Genomic DNA, 22,506 nt, shown 5'->3' on the forward strand with positions numbered 1-22,506 from the left:
TCCGGGCCCCGCCCCGGCCCCGCACCTTCCCCCATCCCCTTTCTCCCTTCTCGTGAGGACCATCGGCATGACTTCTCCCACCCGCCCCCCTCGCCCCCTCTCGGGCGCGCAGGAAGGCATCTGGTTCGCCCAGCAGCTCGACCCCGTCGGCGCGACCTTCAACACCGGCGAGGGCCTGGAGATCCACGGCCCCGTCGACGAGGCGCTGTTCGAGGCCGCCGCGCGCAGGACCGTGGAGGACGCCCAGACCCTGCGGCTGACCTTCACCGACACCAGCGGGGCCGGCCCGTGCTCCCGGCCGGCCGACACGGCGGACCCCCGGCTGACCGTGGTCGACCTCAGCGGCGCGGACGACCCCCGCGCGGCCTGCGAGAAGTGGATCCACGAGGACCTGCTGACCCCCGTCGACCTCGTCGCCGGCCCCCTCTTCTCCCAGGCGCTCCTCAAGCTCGCCGAGGACCGCTACTTCTGGTTCCTGAGGGCCCACCACATCCTGCTCGACGGCTACGGGTACCTCCTCGTCGCCTCCCGGCTGGCCGAGGTCTACACCGCGCTCGCCGCCGGCACCGAGGTGCCGCCGGGCACCCTCGCCCCGCTGTCCGCGCTGCTGGACGAGGAAGCCGCCTACCGCGCCTCCGACCGGTACGCCCGCGACCGCGACCACTGGGCGCGACGCCTCGACGGCATGGAAAGTGCGGAAGGACTCGTCGAGGGCACGGCCCCGGCGTCGGCGCCGTTCCTGCGCCGCACCACCGAGATCGGTCCGGGCGAAGGCGCACGGCTCACCGAGGCCGCCCGCCGGATGGGCGTGGCCCAGTCCGACCTGCTGCTCGCCGCCACCGCCGCCTACGTCCACCGGGCCACCGGCGCCACCGAGGTGGTCCTGGGCACCACCACGCTGAGCCGCCTCGGCTCGGCGGCGCTGCGCACCCCGGGCACCGCCTCGAACATCCTGCCGCTCCGGGTGGAGACCGGCCCCGGCACCACCGTCCTCGACCTCGTGCGCTCCGTGGCGCGGGAGGTCCGCGACGTCCGCGCCCACCAGCTCTACCGGGCCGAGGACCTGCGCCGCGACCTGAAGATGCTGGGCGGCAGCCGCCGCCTGTACGGGCCGGTCGTCAACCTGGTGCCCTTCACCCACGAGCTGACCTTCGGCGAGCACGCCACCACGCCGCACTACTACTCCGGAGGCCGGGTCGAGGACCTGTCGATCGGGGTGCGCCCCGGAACGGCGGGCGGGCGGGGACTGCTGCTGACCTTCGACGCCAACCCCGCCCTGTACACCGAGGAACTGCTCGCCGACCACCAGGGCCGCTTCCTGCAGGTACTGGACCAGCTGGCCGGCGCCGACGGCTCCACGCCGCTCACCGCCCTCTCCCTCCTGCACCCGGACGAATGGCCCGAGCTCTACCCGGCACACGCCCCCGTCCCGGCCCCGGTGCGGCCCGCGCCCGACGCCACCCTCCCCGCCCGGTTCGAAGCCCAGGCGGCCCGGACCCCGGACGCGCCGGCGGTCACGTACCGCGGTACGTCGCTCAGCTACGCCGCCCTCAACGCCCGGGCGAACCGGCTGGCCCGGCTGCTCGTGGACCGCGGAGCCGGCCCGGGCCGGACGGTCGCCCTCGCGCTGCCCCGCTCGGCGGAACTCCTCGTCGGCGTCCTCGCCGTCCTGAAGACCGGCGCCGCCTACCTGCCGCTGGACCGCGACTACCCGGCCGAACGCCTGCGCGTCGTCCTGGAGGACGGGGCACCCCGCTCCCTCGTGACGGACGCCGACAGCGCCGCCCTGTTCCCGGAGGTCGCGGACACCGTCGTGCTGGGCGACCCGGCCGTGGAGGAGGAACTCGCCACGCGCGCGCCCCGCGACCTCACGGACGCGGACCGCACCGCCCCGCTCACCCCCGACGACCTCGCCTACGTCATCCACACCTCGGGCTCCACCGGCCGCCCCAAGGGCGTGGAGATCTCGCACTTCAACGTGGTGCGCCTCATCGAATCCGCCTCCGCGCACATGACGTTCGGCGCCGACGACGTCTGGTCCCTCTTCCACTCCTACTCCTTCGACGTCTCGGTGTGGGAGATGTGGGGCGCCCTCCTGCACGGCGGACGGCTGGTCGTCGTCCCGCAGGAGACCACCCGCGCACCCGAGGACCTCCTCGCGCTGCTCCGCGACGAAGCAGTCACCGTCCTCAGCCAGACGCCCTCGGCCTTCCAGCAGCTCGTACGGGCCGACCAGGAGTCCCCCCACCCGGCGCGGCCCTTCGCCCTGCGCTACGTCGTCTTCGGCGGCGAAGCCCTCGAACCGGCCCGGCTCCGCCCCTGGGTGAGGCGGTACGGCGACAGCGCGCCCCGGCTCGTCAACATGTACGGGATCACCGAAACGACCGTGCACACCACCTACTTCCGGGTCACGCGCGAACTGATCGAGGAGGAGAACCCCCGCAGCATCATCGGGATCCCCCTCCGCGACCTGCGCGTCCACGTCCTCGACCACTGCATGCGACCGACGCCGCCCGGCTGGCTCGGCGAGATCCACGTCTCCGGACCGGGCGTGGCCCGCGGCTACCTGGGCCGCCCCGACCTGACCGCGGAGCGCTTCGTCGACGACCCCTTCGGCGCGCCCGGCGAGCGCATGTACCGCTCCGGCGACCTCGCGCGCCGGGCGGCCGACGGCACCCTGGAGTACGTCGGCCGCGCCGACCACCAGGTCAAGATCCGCGGCTTCCGCATCGAGCCGGGCGAGATCGAGACGGCGCTCCTGCGCCACCCGGACGTGTCCGACGCCGCGGTCGTCCCGCGCCGCAACACCGGCACCGACGACGTCCTGCTCGCCGCCTATGTCGTACCGCGCCCCGGAGCCGGCCGCGACCCGGCCGCCTACCGCGAGCACCTCACGGGACTGCTGCCCCCCTACATGCTCCCCGGCGCCTTCGTCCTCCTCGACGCCCTGCCGCTCACCGCGAGCGGCAAGCTCGACGCCCGCGCCCTGCCCGACCCCGACTTCGTGGCCGCGGCGTCGGGCCGCGCCCCGTCCGACGGGACCGAGGCCCTGCTGTGCCGCCTCTACGACGAGGTCCTCGGGCTGCCCGCGGGCACGGTCGGCGCCGACGACGACTTCTTCGCCCTGGGCGGCCACTCCCTGCTCGCCACCCGCGTGGTCACCCTGCTGCGCGGCCGCGCCGGCGCCGAACTCGCCCTGTCCGCGATCTTCGAGACCCCCACCCCCGCCGCCCTCGCCGCCCGGCTAGCCGAGGCCGGCCGGAGCGCGGCGTCCCGCCCGCCCGTCGTCCCCGCCGAGCGGCCCGGCCCGCTCCCGCTGTCCGCCGCGCAGCAGAGCATGTGGTTCCTCAACCAGCTCGACGTCACCGCCGCCACCTACAACATCCCGCTGGTGGTGCGCCTGGAACACGAGCCCGACCCGGCCGCGCTGCGCGCCGGCCTCGCCGACGTCACCGACCGCTTCGAGATCCTGCGCACGCTCCTGCCGCAGGAGGACGGCGCCCCGCACCAGCGGATCCTCCCCGCCGGGTCCGTACGGCCCGACCTGCACGTCGTCGACTGCCCCGCCACCGAGGTCGACGCGTACGTGAGCGCCGCCTGCCGGCACCCCTTCGACCTCGTACACGACCTGCCGCTGTGGGCAGGGCTCTATGGCGACGCCGCCTCCGGCCGGACCCTGGTGCTGGTCCTGCACCACGCCGCGGCGGACGGCTGGTCCCTGCGCCCGCTGGCCGAGGCCCTGTCCACCGCCTACGAGGCCCGCGCCGCCGGCCGCGCCCCCGCGTTCGAGGCGCTGCCGGTGCAGTACGCCGACTTCGCGGTGTGGCAGCGGGACCTGCTGGCCGGGGAACCGGATCCCGACGGGGTGATGGGCCGTCAGCTCGCCTACTGGCGCCACGCCCTGGCAGGGCTGCCGGCCGAGACCCCGCTGCCCTTCGACCGGCCGAGGCCGGCGGTACCGTCCCACCGGGGCGGAAGTCTGCGGCTGACGCTGGACCCGGAAGTCCACCGCGACCTCCTGGAACTGGCCGAAGACCGCGGAACCAGCCTGTTCATGGTCCTCCAGGCAGGACTCACCGCCCTGCTGACCCGGGCCGGAGGCGGCACCGACATCGCGATCGGCACGCCCGTCGCGGGCCGCGCCGACGAATCGCTGGACGGCCTGGTCGGATACTTCAGCAACACCCTGGTCCTGCGCACCGACAGCTCGGGCGACCCCGCCTTCACCGAACTGCTGGCCCGCGTCCGGGCCGCCGACCTGGCCGCTTTCGACCACCAGGACCTGCCCTTCGAACGGCTCGTCGACAGCCTGAACCCGCCGCGCCACGCGGCCCGGCACCCGCTCTTCCAGGTGATGCTCGCCCTCCAGAACAACACCGAGGCCGTCCTGCGCCTCGGCGGCGACACCGCCGCCCTCACCCCCACGCCCACCGGAACCGCCAAGTTCGACCTGTTCCTCGACGTCGTCGAGCGGCGCGACGCGCAGGGCCGGCCCGACGGACTGGCCTGGCACGTCGACTACAACGCGGACGTGTTCGACCACGGCACCGCCGCCGCGCTGGCGGAGCACCTCCACACCCTGCTCACCGCCGTCGCGGCCGACCCCGCACGCCCCCTCAGCGCCCTCGCCGGGCCGCCCCGGGCCGGCGGGCGCACCACCGCGCCCGCGGCCGGGCAGCCGTACGACACCGCCGCCGTGGAGCGGGCGCTGCTCGCCGCGGGCGGGCTGCGGGAGGTGGCCGTCCTCCCGCCGGGCACCCTCGACCCGGACCGCCCGGTCGCCTTCGCCGTCCCCACCCGCGCCCACGCGGTGGAGCAGGCCGCCCGGCAGCTGTCCGCACTGGACCCCGCCCCGCGCGTCACGGCGGTGACCGCCCTTCCCCGGCACCCGGACGGCGCCCTCGACCGGGACGCGCTGAAGGACATGGCACCGCTGGACCAGGAGAGCGCCACCGCCTGGCAGCGTGCCCTGGCCGCCGTCCCCGGAGTCCGTACGGCGGCCGCGGCGCTGGAGGAGGCACCGCGCGAGCTCGGCCGCCGCTACCTCCCCGCCACCACGACCCGGACCCGCGCCGAGGACCCGGCGGCCGGACCCGGCGCGCACGCGGCGCCCGCCCTCAGCGAGGGACCGCCCCTGCCCGACCCGGGCGTGTCGACCTGGGCCGAGGCACTCGTCCGCGCCGCCGGCCGCGGCCCGCACGCGGAAATCGTCCACGTCCGCGCCGACGGCACCGAGACCCGCCGCAGCTACACCTCCGTGATCGCGGAAGCGTCCCGGGTACTGGGCGGCCTGCGCGCCCTCGGGATCCGCCCCGGCGACACGGTGGTCCTGCAGTGCGAGGACACGGAGGACTTCGTCGCCGCCCTGTGGGGATGCGTCCTCGGCGGGTTCGTCGCCGTCCCCCTGACCGTACCGCCGTCGTACACGACGCCCTCGGCGGCACTGAACAAGCTGGAAGGCATCTGGCGCAACCTGGACGGCCCCTGGGTCGTCACATCCCACACCCACGAACCGCACCTGCGCGGGCTCGCCGAGCGCCGGAACTGGCCGGACCCCCGCATCGCCACGGTCGACGAACTGCGCGAGGCGCCCTCGGACGAGGACTGGTACCGGGCGAGCCCCGGGGACACCCTCCTCATGCTCCAGACCTCCGGCAGCACCGGCCTGCCGAAGGGGGTCCTCCTCGACCACCGCAACGTGCTCACCCGGGCCGCCGCCTGCGCCGCCGTCAACTCCCTCACCGAGCACGACGTCTCCCTCAACTGGATCCCGCTGGACCACGTGACCGGCGTCGTGATGTTCCACCTGAGAGACGTGTTCCTCGGCGCCCGCCAGGTCCACGCGCCCACCTCCTGGGTGCTCCAGGACCCGCTGCGCTGGATGGAACTCGCGGACCGGCACCGAGCCACCGTCACCTGGGCCCCCAACTTCGCCTTCGGCCTCGTCGGAGAACACGCGCAGCGGCTCGCCGACCGCACGTGGGACCTCTCCGCGATGCGGCTCGTCACCAACGCCGGTGAGGTCGTGGTCGCGAGCAGCGTCCGCCGCTTCCTCGACGTCCTCGCCCCCTTCGGACTCGCCGGTGACGTCGTGCACCCCGGCTGGGGCATGTCCGAGACCTCCTCGGTCGTCACCGACACCGTCCTCGCCCACCACCCCGCACCGGACGAGGGACCGTTCGTCAGCTGCGGTCTGCCCTACCCCGGATTCGCGATGCGGATCGTCGACGAGGCCGGCCTCCTCGTCACCGAGGGCACCGCCGGCCGCCTCCAGGTCCGCGGCACCTCCGTCACCTCCGGCTACCACGACAACCCCACGGCCAACGCCGAGGCCTTCGACCCCGACGGCTGGTTCGAAACCGGCGACCTGGCGTTCCTGCGCGCCGGCGAGCTGTACATCACGGGCCGGGCCAAGGACGTCATCATCGTCAACGGCGTCAACCACTACAGCCACGAGATCGAGTCCTGCGTGGAGGAACTGGACTGCGTCGTCCGCAGCTTCACGGCCGCCTGCGCCGTCCGCGCCGACGCCGCGTCGGTCACCGACGAACTCGCCCTCTTCTTCCAGCTCGCCCCCGGCCAGGACCCCGCCCGCGCCCTGCGCGCCGTACGCGGCAAGGTCACCCGGGAGATCGGCGTCAGCCCCGCCTACCTCGTTCCGGTCGGGCCGGACACCATCCCGAAGACGGAGATCGGCAAGATCCAGCGCACCCAGCTGCGCAAGCGCTTCGAAGCCGGCGAGTTCGACGGGGCCGTCCAGGACGCCGAGAAGCTCCTCGGAACGGCCGCCACCGTGCCCGACTGGTTCCTCAGGCCCGTCTGGCAGCCCGCCAGGCGCCCCCGCCCGGCCGGCCCCGCCCCCCGGCACACCCTGCTGTTCGCCGGCCGCGGCAGCACCGCCCTGGAGACCGCCCGGACCCTGGCCGGACGGCTGCGCACCGAAGGCTCCCTGTGCACCCTGGTCACCGAAGGGGAGGGCTTCGTACGCGAGGACGCCGCCCACTACCGGCTGCGCCCCGATGCCGACGCCGACCACACGCTCCTCCTGGAAGCCCTCGCCACCGACCACCGTCCCCTGGACGCCGTCGTCCACCTGGCGACGCTCGACACCACCAGCGCCGACCCGGACACAGCCGCGGAACTGCTCGCCGCCCAACGCGACGGTACGGAAAGCCTGCTGTGCCTCACCCGGGCCCTCGCCGCCCGGCACACCGACGACACGCCCGTCTCGCTCGTCCTCGCCACCGCGGGCGCGCGCGCCGTCCTCCCCGGCGAGACCCCCTCCTACGTCCACGCGACCGCACCGGGACTCCTCAAGAGCCTGCGCGAGGAACTCCCCTGGCTGCGCACCGGCATGATCGACCTGCCGCCCGCCCCCGCCACGGAGATGGCCGGGCTGCTGCTGGCCGAGCTGTCCGCCGGAGCGCACGAGGAGGTCGCCCTGCGCGACGGGCGCCGCTGGGTGCGACGCCTCGCCCCGCTGCCCGACCGGCCGGCCACGGCCGGACCGGACACCGACCCGGCCGGCCCCCGGCCCGGCGGCTACCTCGTCGTCACCGGGGGGCTCGGCGGGGTGGGCGCCGCCCTGGCCGAACACCTGCTGCACACCCCCGGGACCCGCCTCCTGCTACTGGGGCGCACCGTCCTGCCGCCCGAGGAGACCTGGGACCGGACCACCTCCGGCAGCGACACCGCCGACCGCGCGGTGGCCACGCTGAGGCAGCTCGGCAAGCTGGGCGAGGTCCGCTACGAGGCCGTCGACGTCACCGACGTCGACGCCCTGCGCACGGCACTGTCACGGACGTCCGCCGCCTGGCCGGCCGGGCCCACCGGATTCCTGCACCTGGCAGGACGCTTCGACCAGGGCCCCGCCACCGGGTACACCCGGGACGCGTGGCGGGACGCCGTCGCCGCCAAGGTCCTGGGCGGGTGGGCACTGCACCGTGTCGCGCGGGAACACCCCCGTGCCCCGCTCACGGTGTTCTCCTCCGTCAACGGCCACTTCGGCGGCTCGCTCAGCAGCGCCTACGCGGCCGCCAACTCCTTCCTCGACGAACTCGCCCAGCACCGGCACGCCGTGGGCCTGCCCGGCACCAGCCTCGCCTGGAGCATGTGGGACGAGACCGGAGTCAGCGAGGGCTACCCCCTCAAGGCCCTGACCGAGGCACGCGGCTACCGGACCCTCGACGTACGGACCGCGCTGCGCGCCTTCGACTTCGCCCGGTCCCTCGACGAACCCCACGTCCTCGTCGGAGCCGACCGCACCACCCTGTGGATCGGCTCCCAGACCACCGGCCCGGCCCGCCCCCTCCACCGCCTCGCGGGACGCGTCGCCCTGGACGACGGCACGGACCTCGGAGCCCTGCACGCCGCCGCCGCGGAGGCGGCGCGCCGCTGCGGCGCCCCCGAGGACTGGGTCCTGCGCTCCGCCGGAACCCCGTCCGGGGACACGGACGGCTCAGGGCCCCGGGAAGCGGCCGGGGCCGACGCGCTGACGCGCCGTACGGAGGAGGCCGTCGCCGCGATCTGGCGGCGCCTCCTGCGCCGGGACCACGTCGCACCCGAGGAGAACTTCTTCGACCTGGGCGGCCACTCGCTGCTCCTGGTGAGCGCCCAGACCGCCGTCAACGACGAGCTCGGCTGCGCACTGAGCGTCGTCGACCTGTTCGCCCACCCCACCGTCCGGACCCTGGCCCGCCACCTCGTGGGCACCGGAGCCGTCACCGGCGGAGCGGCCGGGAACGGAACCCGTCCGGCCGCGCCCGCCGCCGGAGCCCCGGAAGCCGCCGGCGCCTCCGCCCTCGACCGCGCCCGGCAGCAGGTGCTGAAGCAGCGGTCCGCACGAGCGGGCCGGCACACCGCGAACAAGAGGACCCGCAACGATGGATGAGCCCGTGGAACACGACTACGACGCCGACCCGCCCATCGCGGTCATCGGCATGGCCGCCCGCTTCCCGGGCGCCGACACCGTCGAGGAGTTCTGGGAGAACCTCGACGCCGGCCGGGAGGCCGTCCGGCCCGTCACGGACGAGGAGTTCCTCGCCGCCGGAGGCGATCCGGCGGACCTCGCCGACCCCCTGCTCGTACGGATGGCCTCGACCGTCCGGGACATCGACCGGTTCGACTCGGCCTTCTTCGGCTACAGCCCGGCCGAGGCCGAAACCGTCGACCCGCAGCAACGCCTCCTGCTGGAGTGCGCCTACCACGCGCTGGAGGACTCCGGATACGCCGCCGGCCAGGGAGACAGCCTGGTCGGGGTCTACGCGGGAGCCACCGACAGCCGTTACTACGCCTCCCACGTCCACCCCAAGTACGCCGGACGCGGCGGATCCCTGCCGCTCGTCCACGCCGCCACCAACAACTCGCTGGGCACGCTCGCGACCCGGATCTCCTACGAACTGGGGCTGACCGGCCCCAGCCTGTCCCTCCAGACCGCCTGCTCGACCGCCCTGGTGGCGCTGCACCAGGCCTGCCAGGACCTCATCGACCACAAGTGCGACATGGCACTGTCCGGTGCCGTCTCCCTCAACCCGTCGGCGCTGCTCGGCTACCAGCACGTCCCCGACGGGCCCTTCTCGCCCGACGGCCGCTGCCGGGCCTTCGCCGCCGGCGCCGCGGGCACCTCCTCGGGCGACGGCGTCGGCGTGGTCGTCCTGAAGCGGCTGGACGACGCCCTGGCCGACGGGGACCGGATCAGGGCGGTGATCAGGGGCTCCGCCATCAACAACGACGGCCGCCGCAAGGTCGGCTTCACCGCCCCCAGCACCGAGGGCCAGACGGAGGTGATCCTGGCCGCCCACGCGGCGGCCGGGGTCCCGGCCGACTCCATCACGTACGTCGAGGCGCACGGGACCGCCACGCGCATCGGCGACCCACTGGAGGTCCACGCCCTCACGGAGGCGTTCCGGCAGAGCACCGACCGCCGCGGCTACTGCGCCCTCGGCTCGGTGAAGACCAACATCGGCCACCTCGGGGCCGCCGCCGGCATCGCCGGCTTCATCAAGACGGTGCTCGCGCTGGAGCACCGGCGGATCCCGCCGAACCTCCACTTCGACGCCCCCAACCCCCTGATCGACTTCGACTCCAGCCCCTTCCGGGTCCCCACCGAGGCTCAGGACTGGCCCGCGGATACGACACCCCGCCGCGCGGGGATCAGCGCCTTCGGCGTCGGCGGCACCAACGCCCACGTGATCCTGGAAGAGGCCCCCGCCCCCCTCGCCCCCGCCGCCCCCGCAGCGGCGCCGCCCGCGCACGCGGCGCCGCACCCGGTGCTGACCCTGTCCGCCCGCACCCCGGCCGCTCTGCGGGGGCAGCGCGAGGCGCTCGCCCGGCACCTCGACGCCCGGCCCGGAGCACCACTCGCCGACACCGCGCACGCGCTGCGCGCGCACCGGCCCGCCATGCCTTACCGGACCACGGTGTCCGCCCTCACCCCCGCCGAAGCCGTGCGGGCGCTGCGCGCACCGGCCCCCGACGCGGTGGCCGTACCGGCCGGGGGAGCCCCCGAGGTGGCGTTCCTGCTGCCCGGGGGCGGAACCCAGTACGTCGGCATGGGCGCCGGCCTGTACCGCGACCACGCAACCTTCCGCGACGTGGTCGACCGGTGCGCCGACATCCTCCGCCCCGTCATCGGGGGCGACATCCGCACCGCGCTGTACCGGCACACGGATCCGGGGAGCGTGGAAGCCTTCCTCTCGCTGGTCGTGACGGAGTACGCCCTCGCCGAGACGCTGATCCGGCACGGCGTGCGCCCCGCGGCCCTCACCGGACACTCCCTCGGCGAGTACACGGCCGCCTGCCTGGCCGGCGTCCTCACCCTGGAGGAGATGCTGCCGCTCGTCGCCCTGCGGCTGCGGCTGATCACCTCCGTGGGCGGCGCGACCGTCAGCGTGGCGCTCGGCGAGGAGGCCCTGCGCCCCCACCTCGGCGACGGCCTCTCGCTCGCCGCCGTCAACGGCCCCGAGGCGTGCACCGTCGCCGGGACCGGGGAACAGGTCGCCGCGTTCGAGGCGCGTCTGGAGGCCGCCGGCGTCTTCCACCGGCGGGTGCGGATGCCCGCCGCCGCGCACTCCCACGTCCTCGACCCGGTCCTGGACACCTACGCGGAGGCCCTGCACCGGGTCGAACTGCGGGCGCCGAGGATCCCGTACGTCACCAACGTGACCGGAACCTGGGTGACCGACGCGCAGGCGACGAGCGTGCGCCACTGGATCGACCACACCCGCCGCACCGTGCGCTTCGCCGACGGCGTCCGCACCCTGACGGAGCACGGCGTCCGCGTGTACGCGGAGATCGGACCGGGCGACGTCCTCTCCAAGCTCGTCCGCGCCGGAGCCGGGCCGCGGACACCGCTGACCGTGCCCACGCTGCGCCACGCCAAGGCGGCGACCGCCGACGGGCAGGTGCTCGCGGACGCCCTCGGGACGCTGTGGAGCGCCGGAGCCGAGGTGGACTTCACCCCCGGTACCGTCCACGCCCCGTCGCACCGGGTGTCGCTGCCGGGCTACGCCTTCGAACGCACCCGGCATTGGATCGACGCGCCCGGAGCGGTACCCCGGGCCGACGACGCGCCGGGGGAGTCCCCGGCGCCCGCCGACCGGGCCCGCGCACCGCGCCCGTACCTCGCGACGCCCCACGTCGCGCCGCGCACGGAGCGGGAGCGGCGGGTGGCGCGGCACTGGGAGGCCGCCCTGGGCATCGAGGGGGTCGGGATCCACGACAACTACTTCGACCTCGGCGGCGATTCGCTGGCCGGTGTCGTCCTGACCGCTCGGATGCGGGCCGCGGGAGTCCTCGACGTACCCGCCGCCGCACTGATGACCGCGCCGACCATCGCCGGGCTCCTCGCGGCGGCGGGGGCGGAGGACCCCGCCGCTCCCGGCGCCGGGACGGACGCCTTCGCCCCCGTCCTCGCGCTGCGCCCGGACGGGGACCAGCGGCCGCTGTTCTGCGTGCACCCGGGGGCCGGGGTCGCCTGGCGCTACTCGGGCCTGCTCACCCACCTCGGGGCCCGGCAGCCGGTGTACGGCATCCAGGCCCACGGCCTGGCCCCCGGCACCGAACCGGCGGCGGACGCGGCCGAGATGGTCGCTTCCTACGTCGGACACCTGCGCGAGATCCAGCCCCACGGCCCCTACCGGCTGCTCGGCTGGTCCTACGGAGGCGTCGTCGCCCACGCGATGGCCACGGCGCTCCAGCGACAGGGGGAACAGGTCGAACTGCTCGCCCTGATGGACCCGCCCCTGCCCCAGGGCATGGCGCTGTCCGCCGAGGACGGCGAACGGCAGGTGGCAGGGCTGCTGCTGCGGGTCGCCGGACTCACCCCGCCCGAGGACGGGGCACCGGACCTGGCCGGGGCGCTGCGCCTGCTGCGGGAGCACGAGGAAACCGGCGGCGGCACGCTGCCGGTGACCGCCCACCAGGCGGCCACCATCGCCCGGGTGATGCTCAACAGTCTCCGGATCGCACCGGGGTTCGCCCCCGGCGCGTTCCGCGGCGACGTCCTGTTCTTCACCGCCGCGGGTGACCCGGCAGGGCCCGGCGGACCGGGCGACGCCATGGGGCGGACCGACGAGTGGGCGCGGTACGTCGACGGAGCCCTCGTCGAGCATCCGGTGCCCGCCGGCCACTACGAGATGACCGAACCGCGGCCGCTCGCCGTCGTCGGCGCCGCCCTCGCGGAGGCCCTGAGGCCCTCGGCACCGGACCCTGCGACCTTGTCCCGGACCCCGTAGGAACGGGTGGCGGACCACGGTCCGCCACCCTCCCTCCCCTTCCACCTACCCTGGCCCGCCGGGCCGCGGACCTCCGTCCGCGGCCCGGCGGGCTCCGTCGCGTCGCGAACGCCCGCACCTCCCACGCGGGGACCCCTCCCCGCGGAACCTCACACGGAACGCGAAACGGCGCCGGTACCCCGCTCCTGCGGGGTACCGGCGCCGTTCGCCGTCCGTGCGGGCGGGCTCAGGGCACTTCGACGGCCGCCCAGCTGAACACGCCGCCCGGGCCGACGGAGCGCAGCCGCACGAACAGCGCCGGGCCCGCCGGCAGGTGTTCCGCGACGGCCCGGAACCCGCCCCGCACCGGACGGACCCCGATGTTCCGCACCAGGGTGGGCGCGTCCGCCCCGAGCACGGCGTGGAACGCCTTGAAGGCCGCCTCCTTGACCGAGAACAGGGCGAGGAGGCGGCCTTCGGCCGGGCCCGGACCGGGGGCGAGGTCCAGCCAGTCCCGCTCCGCGGGCCCCAGGACCAGCCGGGCCGTCTCCAGCGGCAGCGGCCGCAGTTCCAGGTCGCAGCCCAGGGCGCGGTAGCGCCGCGCGTCCGCCACGACGGCGACGGCGAGGCCGCCGGAGTGGGAGAGCGAGCCGACGCTGCCCTCGGGGAACGCGGGCCTGCGCCCGCCCGCGAGGTAGCGGATCCCGGTGACGGGCAGCCCCGCGTGCCGCAGGGCGCGCCGGGCCGCGCAGCGCCCGGCGAGGAAGGTGCCGCGTCGCAGGGGGTGCATCGCGTCGGCGAGCCGGCGTTCGTCCGGACCATGCGTCAGGGCCTCCGTCTCGCCATCACGGGCGATGGCGAGACGGAGGCCCTCGGACGCCAGGACCGGAGCGAGCCGGCGCAGTGCACGTTCCACCCGCACCGGATCCGCCTCGGTCCGCGGCCTCATGTACGGAGCAGTTTCTTCAGGATCTTCCCCGCCGGGTTGCGGGGCACAGCGGCGACGAACTCGATGCGCCGGGGGCGTTTGTACGGGGCCAGCCGCTCCGCGAGGTGCCGCACCAGCTCCGACTCCGCCACCGGACCGTCGGTCACCACGTAGGCGACGGGCACCTCGCCGTAGTCCTCGTCCGGGACGCCGACGACGGCCTCGTCGAGCACGGCGGGGTGGGTGTGCAGCGCCCGTTCCACCTCCATGGGGTAGACGTTCATCCCGGCCCTGATGATCAGGTCCTTCGCCCGGTCCACCAGGTGGATCCGGCCCTCCCCGTCGAGGAAACCGAGGTCTCCGGTCCGGGTCCAGCCGTCCACCGTGATGGCCCGGGTGGCCTCCTCGTCGTCCCAGTAGCCGCGCATGACGCCCGGGCCCCGTACGTGGATCTCGCCGACGCCGCCGGGGGAGAGCTCGTCCCCCTCCGGCCCGAGGACGCGCACCGACATGCCGGGGATGACCCGGCCGCTCGGCAGGACCTCCGGCATGGCGTCGGGGGCCGGGTGCTCCTCCGGGCCGAGGGTGACGAACGGGCCGCCCACCTCGGTCATCCCGTACACCTGACGAAAACCGCAGCCGAGGCGGTCCGCCGCCTCCGCGTACACGTCCGCGGGCATCGGGGCGGCGCCGTACAGGACCTCCCGCAGGCTCGACAGGTCGGTGGACCCGAGGGACCTGGCCCGCAGCAGGAAGCGCAGCATCTGCGGGACGAGCCACACGTGGGTGGCCCGGTTGTCCGCGATCGCGGCGAGCGCCGTCTGCGGCGTGAAGCCGGGCACCAGCACCAGGGTGGCCCCGGCCGCCATGTACGTCAGGGAGACCACCATGCTGCCGTGGTAGAGCGGGCAGCAGTTGACCAGCACCATGTCGTCCGCCGGCCGCGCGGACGCGAGCCAGCCGAGCGCGATGGCCCGGAAGGAGGCGTGGTCGACGGTGACGCCCTTGGCCCGGCCGGTGGTCGCCGAGGTGTGCAGGACGGCCGCCGGGGCGTCATCGGGCACCGGCGGCAGACCGGGACCGTCCAGCCCTTCGCCGAGCGCCGCGAACTCGGGCCCGTCCAGGGCGACGCGCCAGCGCACGGGCAGCTCCGGGTGGCGTTCCAGCAGGGCGGACTCCCCGAGGACGGCCACCGCACCGGTGCGCTCCACGATGCCCGTCACCTCGGTGGGGGTCAGGCTGTGGTTGAGCGGGACGAACAGGGCGCCGAGCCGGGCCAGGGCGAAATAGCTCTCGATGACCTCGACCCGGTCCTGGGACAGGACCGCGACCCGGTCACCGCGCCGGACGCCGAGCGCGGCCAGGCCGCGGGCGAGCGATCCGGTGCGCTCGCGGAGGGCGGACCAGGTGACGGACCGGTCCCGGTCCACCACGGCCGCGCGGTCGGGGAAGCACTGGACGTTGCGGTCCAGCAGCTGGGTCAGCCACATCAGGCGCGCCCGGCCTCGGCGCCCGCGAACGCCGCTCCCGCACCTTCGGCTCCCGCTCCTTCGGCTCCCGCACCCTCGCGGCCGGCCACGAAACGCTCGTAGTCGGCGAGGGTGACCAGCCGCTCCATCTCCTCCGCCGTGACCTCGGCGCCCGTGCGCTGCTCGATGAGCAGGACCAGGCGGACCAGGTCGCCCGAGTCGATGCCGCTGGCACCGAGGTCGACGTCGTCGCCGATGCTCTCCGCGAACTCGGGGGTACCGGTCAGCTCCACCAACATCCCTCGTACGACGCTCATGTGTGGTTCTCCTCGTTCTGGCTGATGACGCGCCGTTCGCCGGCGCTCTCGTCGGGTCCGCCCGCGGTCCGTCAACACGGACCGGTCAGGGGCACCTCGTACGGGAAGAGGCACCGCGGCGCCCCGACCTTCCCCGCACACCGTGTGGGCTACGTCACTCCCGCAATCGTGGTCCCGGAGGGATTGTCACGGGCCCGCCGGGGCTCTTTTCCGGGTGACAGCACCCCACTGGGGGCGACGCCCGGGGACGAACGTCCCCGTCGCCGGATCCCCTCCGAGCGGGAAGGAAACAGCCATCACCGTGACCACGCCACCGGAGCAGGACGGCGACGCACCGCGGTTCGAAGAACTGATCGCCGCCGGCGAGAGCATCGAACCGGACGACGACATGCCCGACGGCTACCGGCGCATGTTGATCCGTCAGATCGCCCAGCACGCCCACTCCGAGATCATCGGCATGCAGCCGGAGGGGAGCTGGCTCACCCGCGCCCCCTCCCTGCGGCGCAAGGCGAGCCTGCTCGCCAAGGTGCAGGACGAGGCGGGTCACGGCCTGTACCTGTACGCGGCCGCCGAGACCCTCGGGACCCGGCGCGAGGACCTCCTCGACGCCCTGCACCGGGGACAGCAGCACCACTCCGCGACGTTCAACGTCACGGCCGCGACCTGGGCCGACACCGGGGCCATCGCCTGGCTCACCGACGGCGCCGCCGTCATCAACCAGGCGCCGCTGTGCCGGACTTCCTACGGCCCCTACGCCCGCGCCATGCGCCGGGTCTGCCTGGAGGAGACCTTCCACGTCCGCCAGGGCTACGACGTGCTCTGGTCGCTGGCCCGCGGCACCGCGAGCCAGCGGCGGATGGCGCAGGAGGCGGTGGACCGCTGGTGGCTGCCCGCCGTGGCCCTCATGTTCGGCCCGCCCGACACCACCGCGGGCTCGGGCCCGGACGCCCGTACGGCGGCCATGGGCGCCGCCGTCACCCGCCGCTCCATGGCCTGGGGCATCAAACAGCACACCAACGACGAGCTGCGCCAACGGTTCGTCGACAGCTGCGTCCCCCAGGCCGAACGGCTCGGCCTGTCCCTCCCCGATCCGCTGATCCGGTGGAACGCGGAACGCGGCCACTACGACTTCACCCCCGTCGACTGGAGCACGTACCGCGACGCCGTCGCCGCCGGCACCGAGTGCGCCGCACACCGGGTGGCGCGCCGGGTCGCCGCCCACGAGGACGGCGCCTGGGTCCGCGAGGCGGCCGACGCCCACGCCGCCCGGGGCACGGCCGGCAGCGAGAGGAACGCGGCATGAGCCCGGCCGGCCCGACCGCGCACACGACCTGGGAGGTGTTCGTCCGGATGCGCCGCGGCATGGCCCACCAGCACGTCGGCTCGGTCCGCGGCACCGACTCCGACACCGCGCTCGCCCACGCCCGCGACCTCTTCACCCGCCGGGACGACCCCGCCTCGCTGTGGGTGGTGCCCGCCGACGCGATCCGGGCCGCCACCCCCGCCGAGAAGCCCATGCTCTTCAGCAACGCCGGGGACAGGCCCTTCCGCTACGCGGACGACTACGTACCGCTGCACGGCGACGACCGCGCCGCGCCCGACGACGGGACCACCCATGACTGACACCGACACCCGCCGGCCGGCCCGCCACGACACCGGCCCGGGCCGCGACCTCGCCGCCTACACCCTGCGCCTCGGCGACGACGCGCTGGTCCTCGCCCAGCGCCTGTGCGAGTGGATCACCCGCGCGCCGACCGTGGAGGAGGACCTCGCGCTCTCCAACATCGCCCTCGACCTGCTCGGCCAGGCCCGCACACTGTTCTCGCAGAGCGGCCGCCACGACGGCACCGGACGCGACGAGGACGAACTCGCCTACGGACGCGAGCCCTCGGAGTTCCGCAACGTCCTGCTCGCCGAACTGCCGAACGGCGACTTCGCCGACCTCGTCGCGCGCCAGCTCGTCTGGACGCACCACGCCCTGCTCCGGTACGAGGCCCTGCGCGACGCGGGCGATCCGGAGCTGGCCGGCCTCGCCCGGCGGGCCGCCGAGGAGACCCGCTACCACCGTGCCCACGCCGACCGGTGGGTCGCCTGCCTCGCCCACGGCACCCCCGAGAGCAAACGGCGCCTCCAGGACGCCCTGGACCGGGTCTGGCCCTACACCGACGAACTCTTCGAGGCCGACGGCCCCGTCCGGCGCCTGGCCCGGAACGGGACGGTCACCTCCCCCACGGCCCTGCGAGAAGCCTGGGAGCAGGACATGACCACCGTGCTGGCGGAGGCCGGTCTGCGCCGGCCCACCGTGACCGAACACCGCTGCGGCGGACGCCGCGGCGCCCACACCCCGGGCTTCCCCGACCTGATCGCCGAGCTCCGGGAAGTACGCCGGGCCCACCCGGGAGGCACCTGGTGAACCCGCCCGCCCCCCGGCTCTCACCGGCCGCCGTCAAGGTCCGCGTCGAGGCCGTCCCCGACCCGGAACTCCCCATGGTCTCCCTGGGCGACCTGGGCGTCGTACGCTCCGTCGCACCGGCACCGGACGGCGTCGTCGAAGTGGAGATCACCCCCACCTTCCTCGGCTGCCCGGCCATGCCGGAGATCGAATCCGACATCCGCGACGTCCTGACCGCCTGCGGCCACCCCGACGGCCGGGTCCGCCAGGTCCTCTCCCCGGCCTGGTCCTCCGAATGGATCAGCACCGCGGGCCGGAACAAGCTCGCCGAGCACGGCATCGCACCCCCCGCGCCCGTCGGCGCACCGACACCGCTGCGCCTGGGCACCGGCGCCCCCTGCCCCAACTGCGGCTCCGCCGCGACCCGCCCGCAGAGCCTCTTCGGCGCCACCCGCTGCCAGGTCATGGTGACCTGCACCGGCTGCCAGGAGTCCTTCCCCCGCTTCAGGACCGTGTGATGGACGCGACCGCACGGACCGCCCCGCCCACTGCCGGCGGCTCCGCGGCGCCCACCGCGGCCCACAACACCTGGCACCGGCTCCGGGTGACCCGGCTGGAGCGGCCGGCCCCGGACGCGGTGGCCGTCACCCTCGCCCTCCCCGAGGACCTGGCCCCCGCCTTCGCCTTCCGGGCCGGCCAGCACGTCACCGTGCGCCACCGCGCCGACGGCCGGGAACTGCGCCGCACCTACTCCGCCTGCCCGCCACCCGGCGAGCCGGCCGCACTGCGCCTCGTCGTCAAACGGCTCGGCCCCGGCGGCTTCGCCGACCACGCCCAGCACGTCCTGGCCGAGGGGGACACCCTCGACGTCGCCCCGCCCACCGGAACGTTCCGCCTGGCGGACCACCCCGGCGCCCACCACGTCATGGTCGCGGGAGGCAGCGGCATCACCCCGCTGTCCGCCATGGCCGCCGCCGCCCTCCGCGACGACCCGGCCTGCCGGGTCTCCGTCCTGCACGCGGCGCGCGACGCCCGCTCCGCGCTGCTCGCGGACGAACTGTCCGACCTCAAGGACGCCCACCTGGACCGGTTCTGCGCCCTGCACGTCCTGTCGCGCGAGGCCCAGGCCGCCGGCCTGCTCTCCGGACGGGCCGACGCCGCCCGGCTCCGGTCCCTGCTCGCCCTGCTGGAGGCCGACCCCGCGGACGAGGACACCCACTTCTACCTGTGCGGCCCCCAAGGGCTCGTCACCACGGCCCGCGAAACCCTCCTCGGGGCGGGGGCCGGCCGGGACCGGGTGCGCCAGGAACTCTTCGCCGCCGACGGCACCTTCGCGCCCCCGCCCGCGGACCCGGCGGCCCCCGGCCGACGGATCACCGTGCGCCTCGCCGGCCGTACGACGACCACCACGACCGACCCCGCGGACCGTTCGCTCCTCGACACCGTCGTCAGGGCGCGCCCCGAGGCCCCCTACTCGTGCCGCGCGGGCCTGTGCGGCACCTGCCGGGCCAAGGTCGTCCGCGGATCCGTCACCACCCCGCCGCGGACCGCGCCCGGCACCGCGGAGCAGACCGACGGCTACGTCCTGACCTGCCGGACCGCGCCGGACTCCGCAGCGCTGGAACTCGACTTCGACGCCTGAGCCCCCGGCCCCGCCGAGGCACCCCGACACCCCTTCACCAGGAGACCCATGCCCACCGCCACCGCCACCGCCACCGCACCGCAGTGCCCGTACGCAGCGCAGGAGGGCGATCCCGACCTCAGGTACGCCGGCCCTCCGCCCTACGAGGCGTACATCCACGCCTCCCTGCTGGGATCCCTCCAGAAACCCCTCTCCGACGCGCCCGGCGAGATGTCCTTCATCGTGACCACCCAGGTCATGGAGCTGTGGTTCACCCTCATCGCCCACGAATGGCGCACGGCCCGTCAGGCCCTGGACGAGGACCGGCTTCCCGCCGCCCTCGACGCGCTGCGCCGCAGCCTCGACGCGCACCGGGCCCTGAACGAGGCCTGGCGCCCCCTCGCCAGGATGACGCCCGCGCAGTTCAACGGCTTCCGCGCGGTGCTGGGCACCGCATCCGGCTTCCAGTCCGCGACCTACCGCCACCTGGAGTTCCTGCTCGGCGACAAGTCCCGCTCGCTCATCCAGGCCCACCGCAACCACCCCGAGGTCTACCGGGAACTGGAGAACGCCCTCGCCGAGCCCTCGCTCTACGACGCGGTACTGGCCCACCTCCACCGCCGCGGCCTGCCCGTCCCCGCAGCCGTACTGGGACGGGACCTCACCGAGCCGTACCCCTTCGACGAGGGCGTGGAAGAGGCCTGGCGGCAGGTGTACGCCGGCCCCCAGGACGACCCCCTGGTGGCCCTCGGCGAACTCCTGACGGACCTCGCCGAGTCGGTCCAGCGCTGGCGCGGCGACCACCTGTTCGCCACCCGGCGCGCGATGGGCGCGAAGACGGGCAGCGGCGGCTCGCCCGGCGTGGCCTGGCTGGAGAAGCGCACGCAGCGCCCCGTCTTCCCCGAGATCTGGAGTGCCCGCAGCCATGTCTGACACCCTTTCGGCGGCCACCGCTCCCGCCCCCCGGACCCCGTCCGCGTTCGCGCTGGCGGAGGAACGCCGCGTCCTCGGCCAGAAACCGGTCATGGCCCCCGTCCACGGCTCGTACGGGCCCCACCCCCACCAGGTGTACGACATGTGGCCGGCGGACGATCCCGACGCGCCCCTGGTGATGCTGCTGCACGGCGGGTACTGGCGCTACGACCGCATGCACCTGACCCCCTTCGCCGCCCACCTGGCGCGCCAGGGCGTCGGCGTGGTCCTGCCCGGCTTCCGCCGCTCGGGCGGCGCCGGCGGCTACCCGGCCACCTTCGACGACGTCGCGCTCGCCGTCGACACCCTCACCGGGGGCCGGCCCTTCGTCCTGGCCGGGCACTGCTCGGGCGGCCACCTCGCGCTGTGGGCCGCGGCCCGGGGCCTGCTGCCCGCCGGCTCCCCGTGGCACACCACGAAGCTGCCCGCGGCCGTGGTCGGCTTCGGCCCCATCACCGACCTCGCCGCGGCGATCCGCGACGACCTCAGCGACGGCGCGGCCCTCCAGCTCCTCGGCGGCGCGCGGGCCGTGAGCGAACGGCTGCCGCTGGTGGACCCGCTGACCCTGCTCACACCCCACGGCACCACCGGAGTCCCCACCGTCATCCTGCACGGCGCCGCCGACGAGGAGGTCCCGCACGACCAGTTCCACGGTTACGCGGCGGTCCACCACGACGCCCGGCTGATCAGCCTGCCCGGCACCGGCCACTACACCTTCATCGAACCGGGCTCCGAGCCCGCCCGGATCCTCGTCGACCTGCTGCGCCGGCTCCACGCCGAGCACGCCCGACCCGGGACCCCCTGATCGCGCCGCCCCCGCCGGCCTGCCCGGCCCGCCCCCGCCACCCCACCGGAGGACTTCCGTGACCGCCCCCGCTTCCCCCGCCGCCGGGATCCTCGCGGCACGCGCGGCCGCACTCGACGCGGCCGACCCGCTCGCCCCGCTCCGGAGCCGCTTCCTGCTCCCCGAAGGCTGCGTCTACCTCGACGGCAACTCGCTGGGTGCGCTGCCCGCCGCCGTCCCGCCCGCCCTCCTCGACGTCGTACACCGCCAGTGGGGCACCGACCTCATCCGCTCGTGGGACACCAACGGCTGGTGGCAGGCCCCGCAGCGGGTCGGCGACGCCGTCGGCCGGCTGATCGGCGCGGCGCCCGGCCGCACGCTCGCGGGCGACTCCACCAGCGTCCAGCTCCACAACGCGCTCACCGCGGCCGTCCGGCTGCGGCCGGGCCGGAGCCTGCTCGTCACCGACCCCGACCACTTCCCCACCGACCTGTACGCCGCCGACACCGTGGCCCGCGTCCACGGCCTCCAGGTGCGCCGGGTGGCGGCCGGGGCCCTGCCCGCCTTCCTCGCCGAGCACGGCGAGCAGGTCGCCGTCTGCTCGTACGGCCCCGTCGACTACCGCACCGGCGAACTCCACGACATGGCCGTCCTCACCCGCGCCGCCCACGCGGTGGGCGCGCTCGCCCTGTGGGACCTGTGCCACGCGGCCGGGGCGATGCCCGTCGCCCTGGACGACCTCGGCGTCGACCTCGCCGTGGGCTGCGGCTACAAGTACCTGTCGGGCGGTCCGGGCGCCCCCGCCTTCCTGTACGTAGCCGAACGCCACCAGTCCGCCTACGACCCCGCGCTGACCGGCTGGAACGGACACGCCAGGCCCTTCGACATGGGCACCACCCACACCCCGGCCGCCGGCCTGGGCCGGGCCCGCATCGGCACTCCAGCGATCCTGTCCCTGCTGGCGCTGGAGGCGGCCCTGACCGCCTTCGACGGAGTCGACCTGCACGCGGTCCGGACCAAGAACCAGTCACTGACCGGGTTCTTCATCGACTGCGCCGACGAACTGCTGGCCGGGCGCGGGTTCGACTGCGTCACCCCGCGCGACCCCGGGCGCCGCGGCGCCCAGGTCGCCCTGCGCCGCTCCGACGCACCCGCGCTGATCGACGCGCTGGCCGGGCGCGGCATCCTCGCCGACACGCGGCCCCCGGACCTGCTGCGGTTCGGCTTCAACTCCCTCTACGTCTCGCACCGCGACGTGCTCAGCGCCGTCCGGGCGTTGCGCGACGTCACCGCGCCCGCCTGACGGACGC

General features: G+C 75.2%; 13 protein-coding genes. 10 read left to right on the forward strand and 3 right to left on the reverse strand.

Features of this window, described 5'->3' with window-relative positions; genetic code table 11:
- Window positions 1-67 precede the first annotated feature (67 nt).
- The gene (locus AC07B0_RS01445) at window positions 68-8,890 is read left to right on the forward strand and encodes an amino acid adenylation domain-containing protein (protein ID WP_469378923.1); all 8,823 of its coding nucleotides are present in this window, start codon (window positions 68-70) and stop codon (window positions 8,888-8,890) included.
- Window positions 8,883-12,734 (forward strand): type I polyketide synthase, encoded by a 3,852-nt coding sequence (locus AC07B0_RS01450; RefSeq protein WP_478896155.1) that lies wholly within the window; start codon window positions 8,883-8,885, stop codon window positions 12,732-12,734. The genes AC07B0_RS01445 and AC07B0_RS01450 overlap by 8 nt, the downstream gene beginning before the upstream one ends.
- A 226-nt stretch (window positions 12,735-12,960) precedes the next feature.
- On the opposite strand, the gene AC07B0_RS01455 is transcribed toward AC07B0_RS01450, so the two are convergent.
- From AC07B0_RS01455 to AC07B0_RS01465, 3 genes are read right to left on the reverse strand one after another with little or no spacing between them, the layout of a single operon-like run.
- On the reverse strand, window positions 12,961-13,662 hold the full coding sequence (locus tag AC07B0_RS01455; RefSeq protein WP_356883566.1) for a 4'-phosphopantetheinyl transferase family protein: 702 nt from the start codon (window positions 13,660-13,662) through the stop codon (window positions 12,961-12,963).
- Window positions 13,659-15,131, reverse strand: coding sequence for a class I adenylate-forming enzyme family protein (locus tag AC07B0_RS01460; protein WP_478896158.1), 1,473 nt, complete (start codon window positions 15,129-15,131; stop codon window positions 13,659-13,661). Before AC07B0_RS01460 ends, AC07B0_RS01455 begins: the two co-directional genes overlap by 4 nt.
- The gene (locus AC07B0_RS01465) at window positions 15,131-15,427 is read right to left on the reverse strand and encodes an acyl carrier protein (protein WP_356883562.1); all 297 of its coding nucleotides are present in this window, start codon (window positions 15,425-15,427) and stop codon (window positions 15,131-15,133) included. The genes AC07B0_RS01460 and AC07B0_RS01465 overlap by 1 nt, the downstream gene beginning before the upstream one ends.
- A 295-nt stretch (window positions 15,428-15,722) precedes the next feature.
- On the opposite strand from AC07B0_RS01465, the gene paaA reads away from it, so the two are divergent.
- The 8 genes from paaA to AC07B0_RS01505 all read left to right on the forward strand — a co-directional run bounded on the left by paaA (window position 15,723) and on the right by AC07B0_RS01505 (window position 22,499).
- The gene (gene paaA, locus AC07B0_RS01470) at window positions 15,723-16,730 is read left to right on the forward strand and encodes a 1,2-phenylacetyl-CoA epoxidase subunit PaaA (protein WP_469379083.1); all 1,008 of its coding nucleotides are present in this window, start codon (window positions 15,723-15,725) and stop codon (window positions 16,728-16,730) included.
- Entirely contained in the window at window positions 16,727-17,050 is a 324-nt protein-coding gene (locus AC07B0_RS01475) for a 1,2-phenylacetyl-CoA epoxidase subunit B (protein WP_478865305.1), read from the forward strand. The genes paaA and AC07B0_RS01475 overlap by 4 nt, the downstream gene beginning before the upstream one ends.
- Entirely contained in the window at window positions 17,043-17,840 is a 798-nt protein-coding gene (gene paaC, locus AC07B0_RS01480) for a 1,2-phenylacetyl-CoA epoxidase subunit PaaC (RefSeq protein ID WP_478896160.1), read from the forward strand. Before AC07B0_RS01475 ends, paaC begins: the two co-directional genes overlap by 8 nt.
- Complete coding sequence (paaD, locus tag AC07B0_RS01485; protein ID WP_356883552.1) at window positions 17,837-18,337, forward strand: 1,2-phenylacetyl-CoA epoxidase subunit PaaD; 501 nt, start codon at window positions 17,837-17,839, stop codon at window positions 18,335-18,337. The genes paaC and paaD overlap by 4 nt, the downstream gene beginning before the upstream one ends.
- Window positions 18,337-19,461, forward strand: a complete 1,125-nt coding sequence (locus AC07B0_RS01490) for a 2Fe-2S iron-sulfur cluster-binding protein (RefSeq protein WP_478896162.1) — start codon at window positions 18,337-18,339, stop codon at window positions 19,459-19,461. The genes paaD and AC07B0_RS01490 overlap by 1 nt, the downstream gene beginning before the upstream one ends.
- 48 nt (window positions 19,462-19,509) lie before the next feature.
- Window positions 19,510-20,373, forward strand: a complete 864-nt coding sequence (locus AC07B0_RS01495) for a tryptophan 2,3-dioxygenase (RefSeq protein WP_356883548.1) — start codon at window positions 19,510-19,512, stop codon at window positions 20,371-20,373.
- A complete protein-coding gene (locus AC07B0_RS01500; RefSeq protein WP_356883546.1) occupies window positions 20,366-21,217 on the forward strand; it encodes an alpha/beta hydrolase family protein in 852 nt (283 codons plus the stop codon). The genes AC07B0_RS01495 and AC07B0_RS01500 overlap by 8 nt, the downstream gene beginning before the upstream one ends.
- Before the next feature lie 88 nt (window positions 21,218-21,305).
- Entirely contained in the window at window positions 21,306-22,499 is a 1,194-nt protein-coding gene (locus AC07B0_RS01505) for a kynureninase (protein WP_478896692.1), read from the forward strand.
- The last annotated feature ends 7 nt before the right edge of the window (window positions 22,500-22,506 follow it).

The sequence above is a fragment of the Streptomyces sp. NPDC044704 genome (assembly GCF_056433525.1).

Bases quoted from the DNA above. Each gene is read 5' to 3' on its own strand.
- AC07B0_RS01460 (WP_478896158.1), bottom strand. From the start codon at position 15,131: ATGTGGCTGACCCAGCTGCTGGACCGCAACGTCCAGTGCTTCCCCGAC.
- AC07B0_RS01455 (WP_356883566.1), bottom strand. From the start codon at position 13,662: ATGAGGCCGCGGACCGAGGCGGATCCGGTGCGGGTGGAACGTGCACTG.
- AC07B0_RS01475 (WP_478865305.1), top strand. From the start codon at position 16,727: ATGAGCCCGGCCGGCCCGACCGCGCACACGACCTGGGAGGTGTTCGTC.
- AC07B0_RS01445 (WP_469378923.1), top strand. From the start codon at position 68: ATGACTTCTCCCACCCGCCCCCCTCGCCCCCTCTCGGGCGCGCAGGAA.
- AC07B0_RS01490 (WP_478896162.1), top strand. From the start codon at position 18,337: ATGGACGCGACCGCACGGACCGCCCCGCCCACTGCCGGCGGCTCCGCG.
- AC07B0_RS01500 (WP_356883546.1), top strand. From the start codon at position 20,366: ATGTCTGACACCCTTTCGGCGGCCACCGCTCCCGCCCCCCGGACCCCG.
- AC07B0_RS01495 (WP_356883548.1), top strand. From the start codon at position 19,510: ATGCCCACCGCCACCGCCACCGCCACCGCACCGCAGTGCCCGTACGCA.
- paaC (WP_478896160.1), top strand. From the start codon at position 17,043: ATGACTGACACCGACACCCGCCGGCCGGCCCGCCACGACACCGGCCCG.
- AC07B0_RS01465 (WP_356883562.1), bottom strand. From the start codon at position 15,427: ATGAGCGTCGTACGAGGGATGTTGGTGGAGCTGACCGGTACCCCCGAG.
- AC07B0_RS01450 (WP_478896155.1), top strand. From the start codon at position 8,883: ATGGATGAGCCCGTGGAACACGACTACGACGCCGACCCGCCCATCGCG.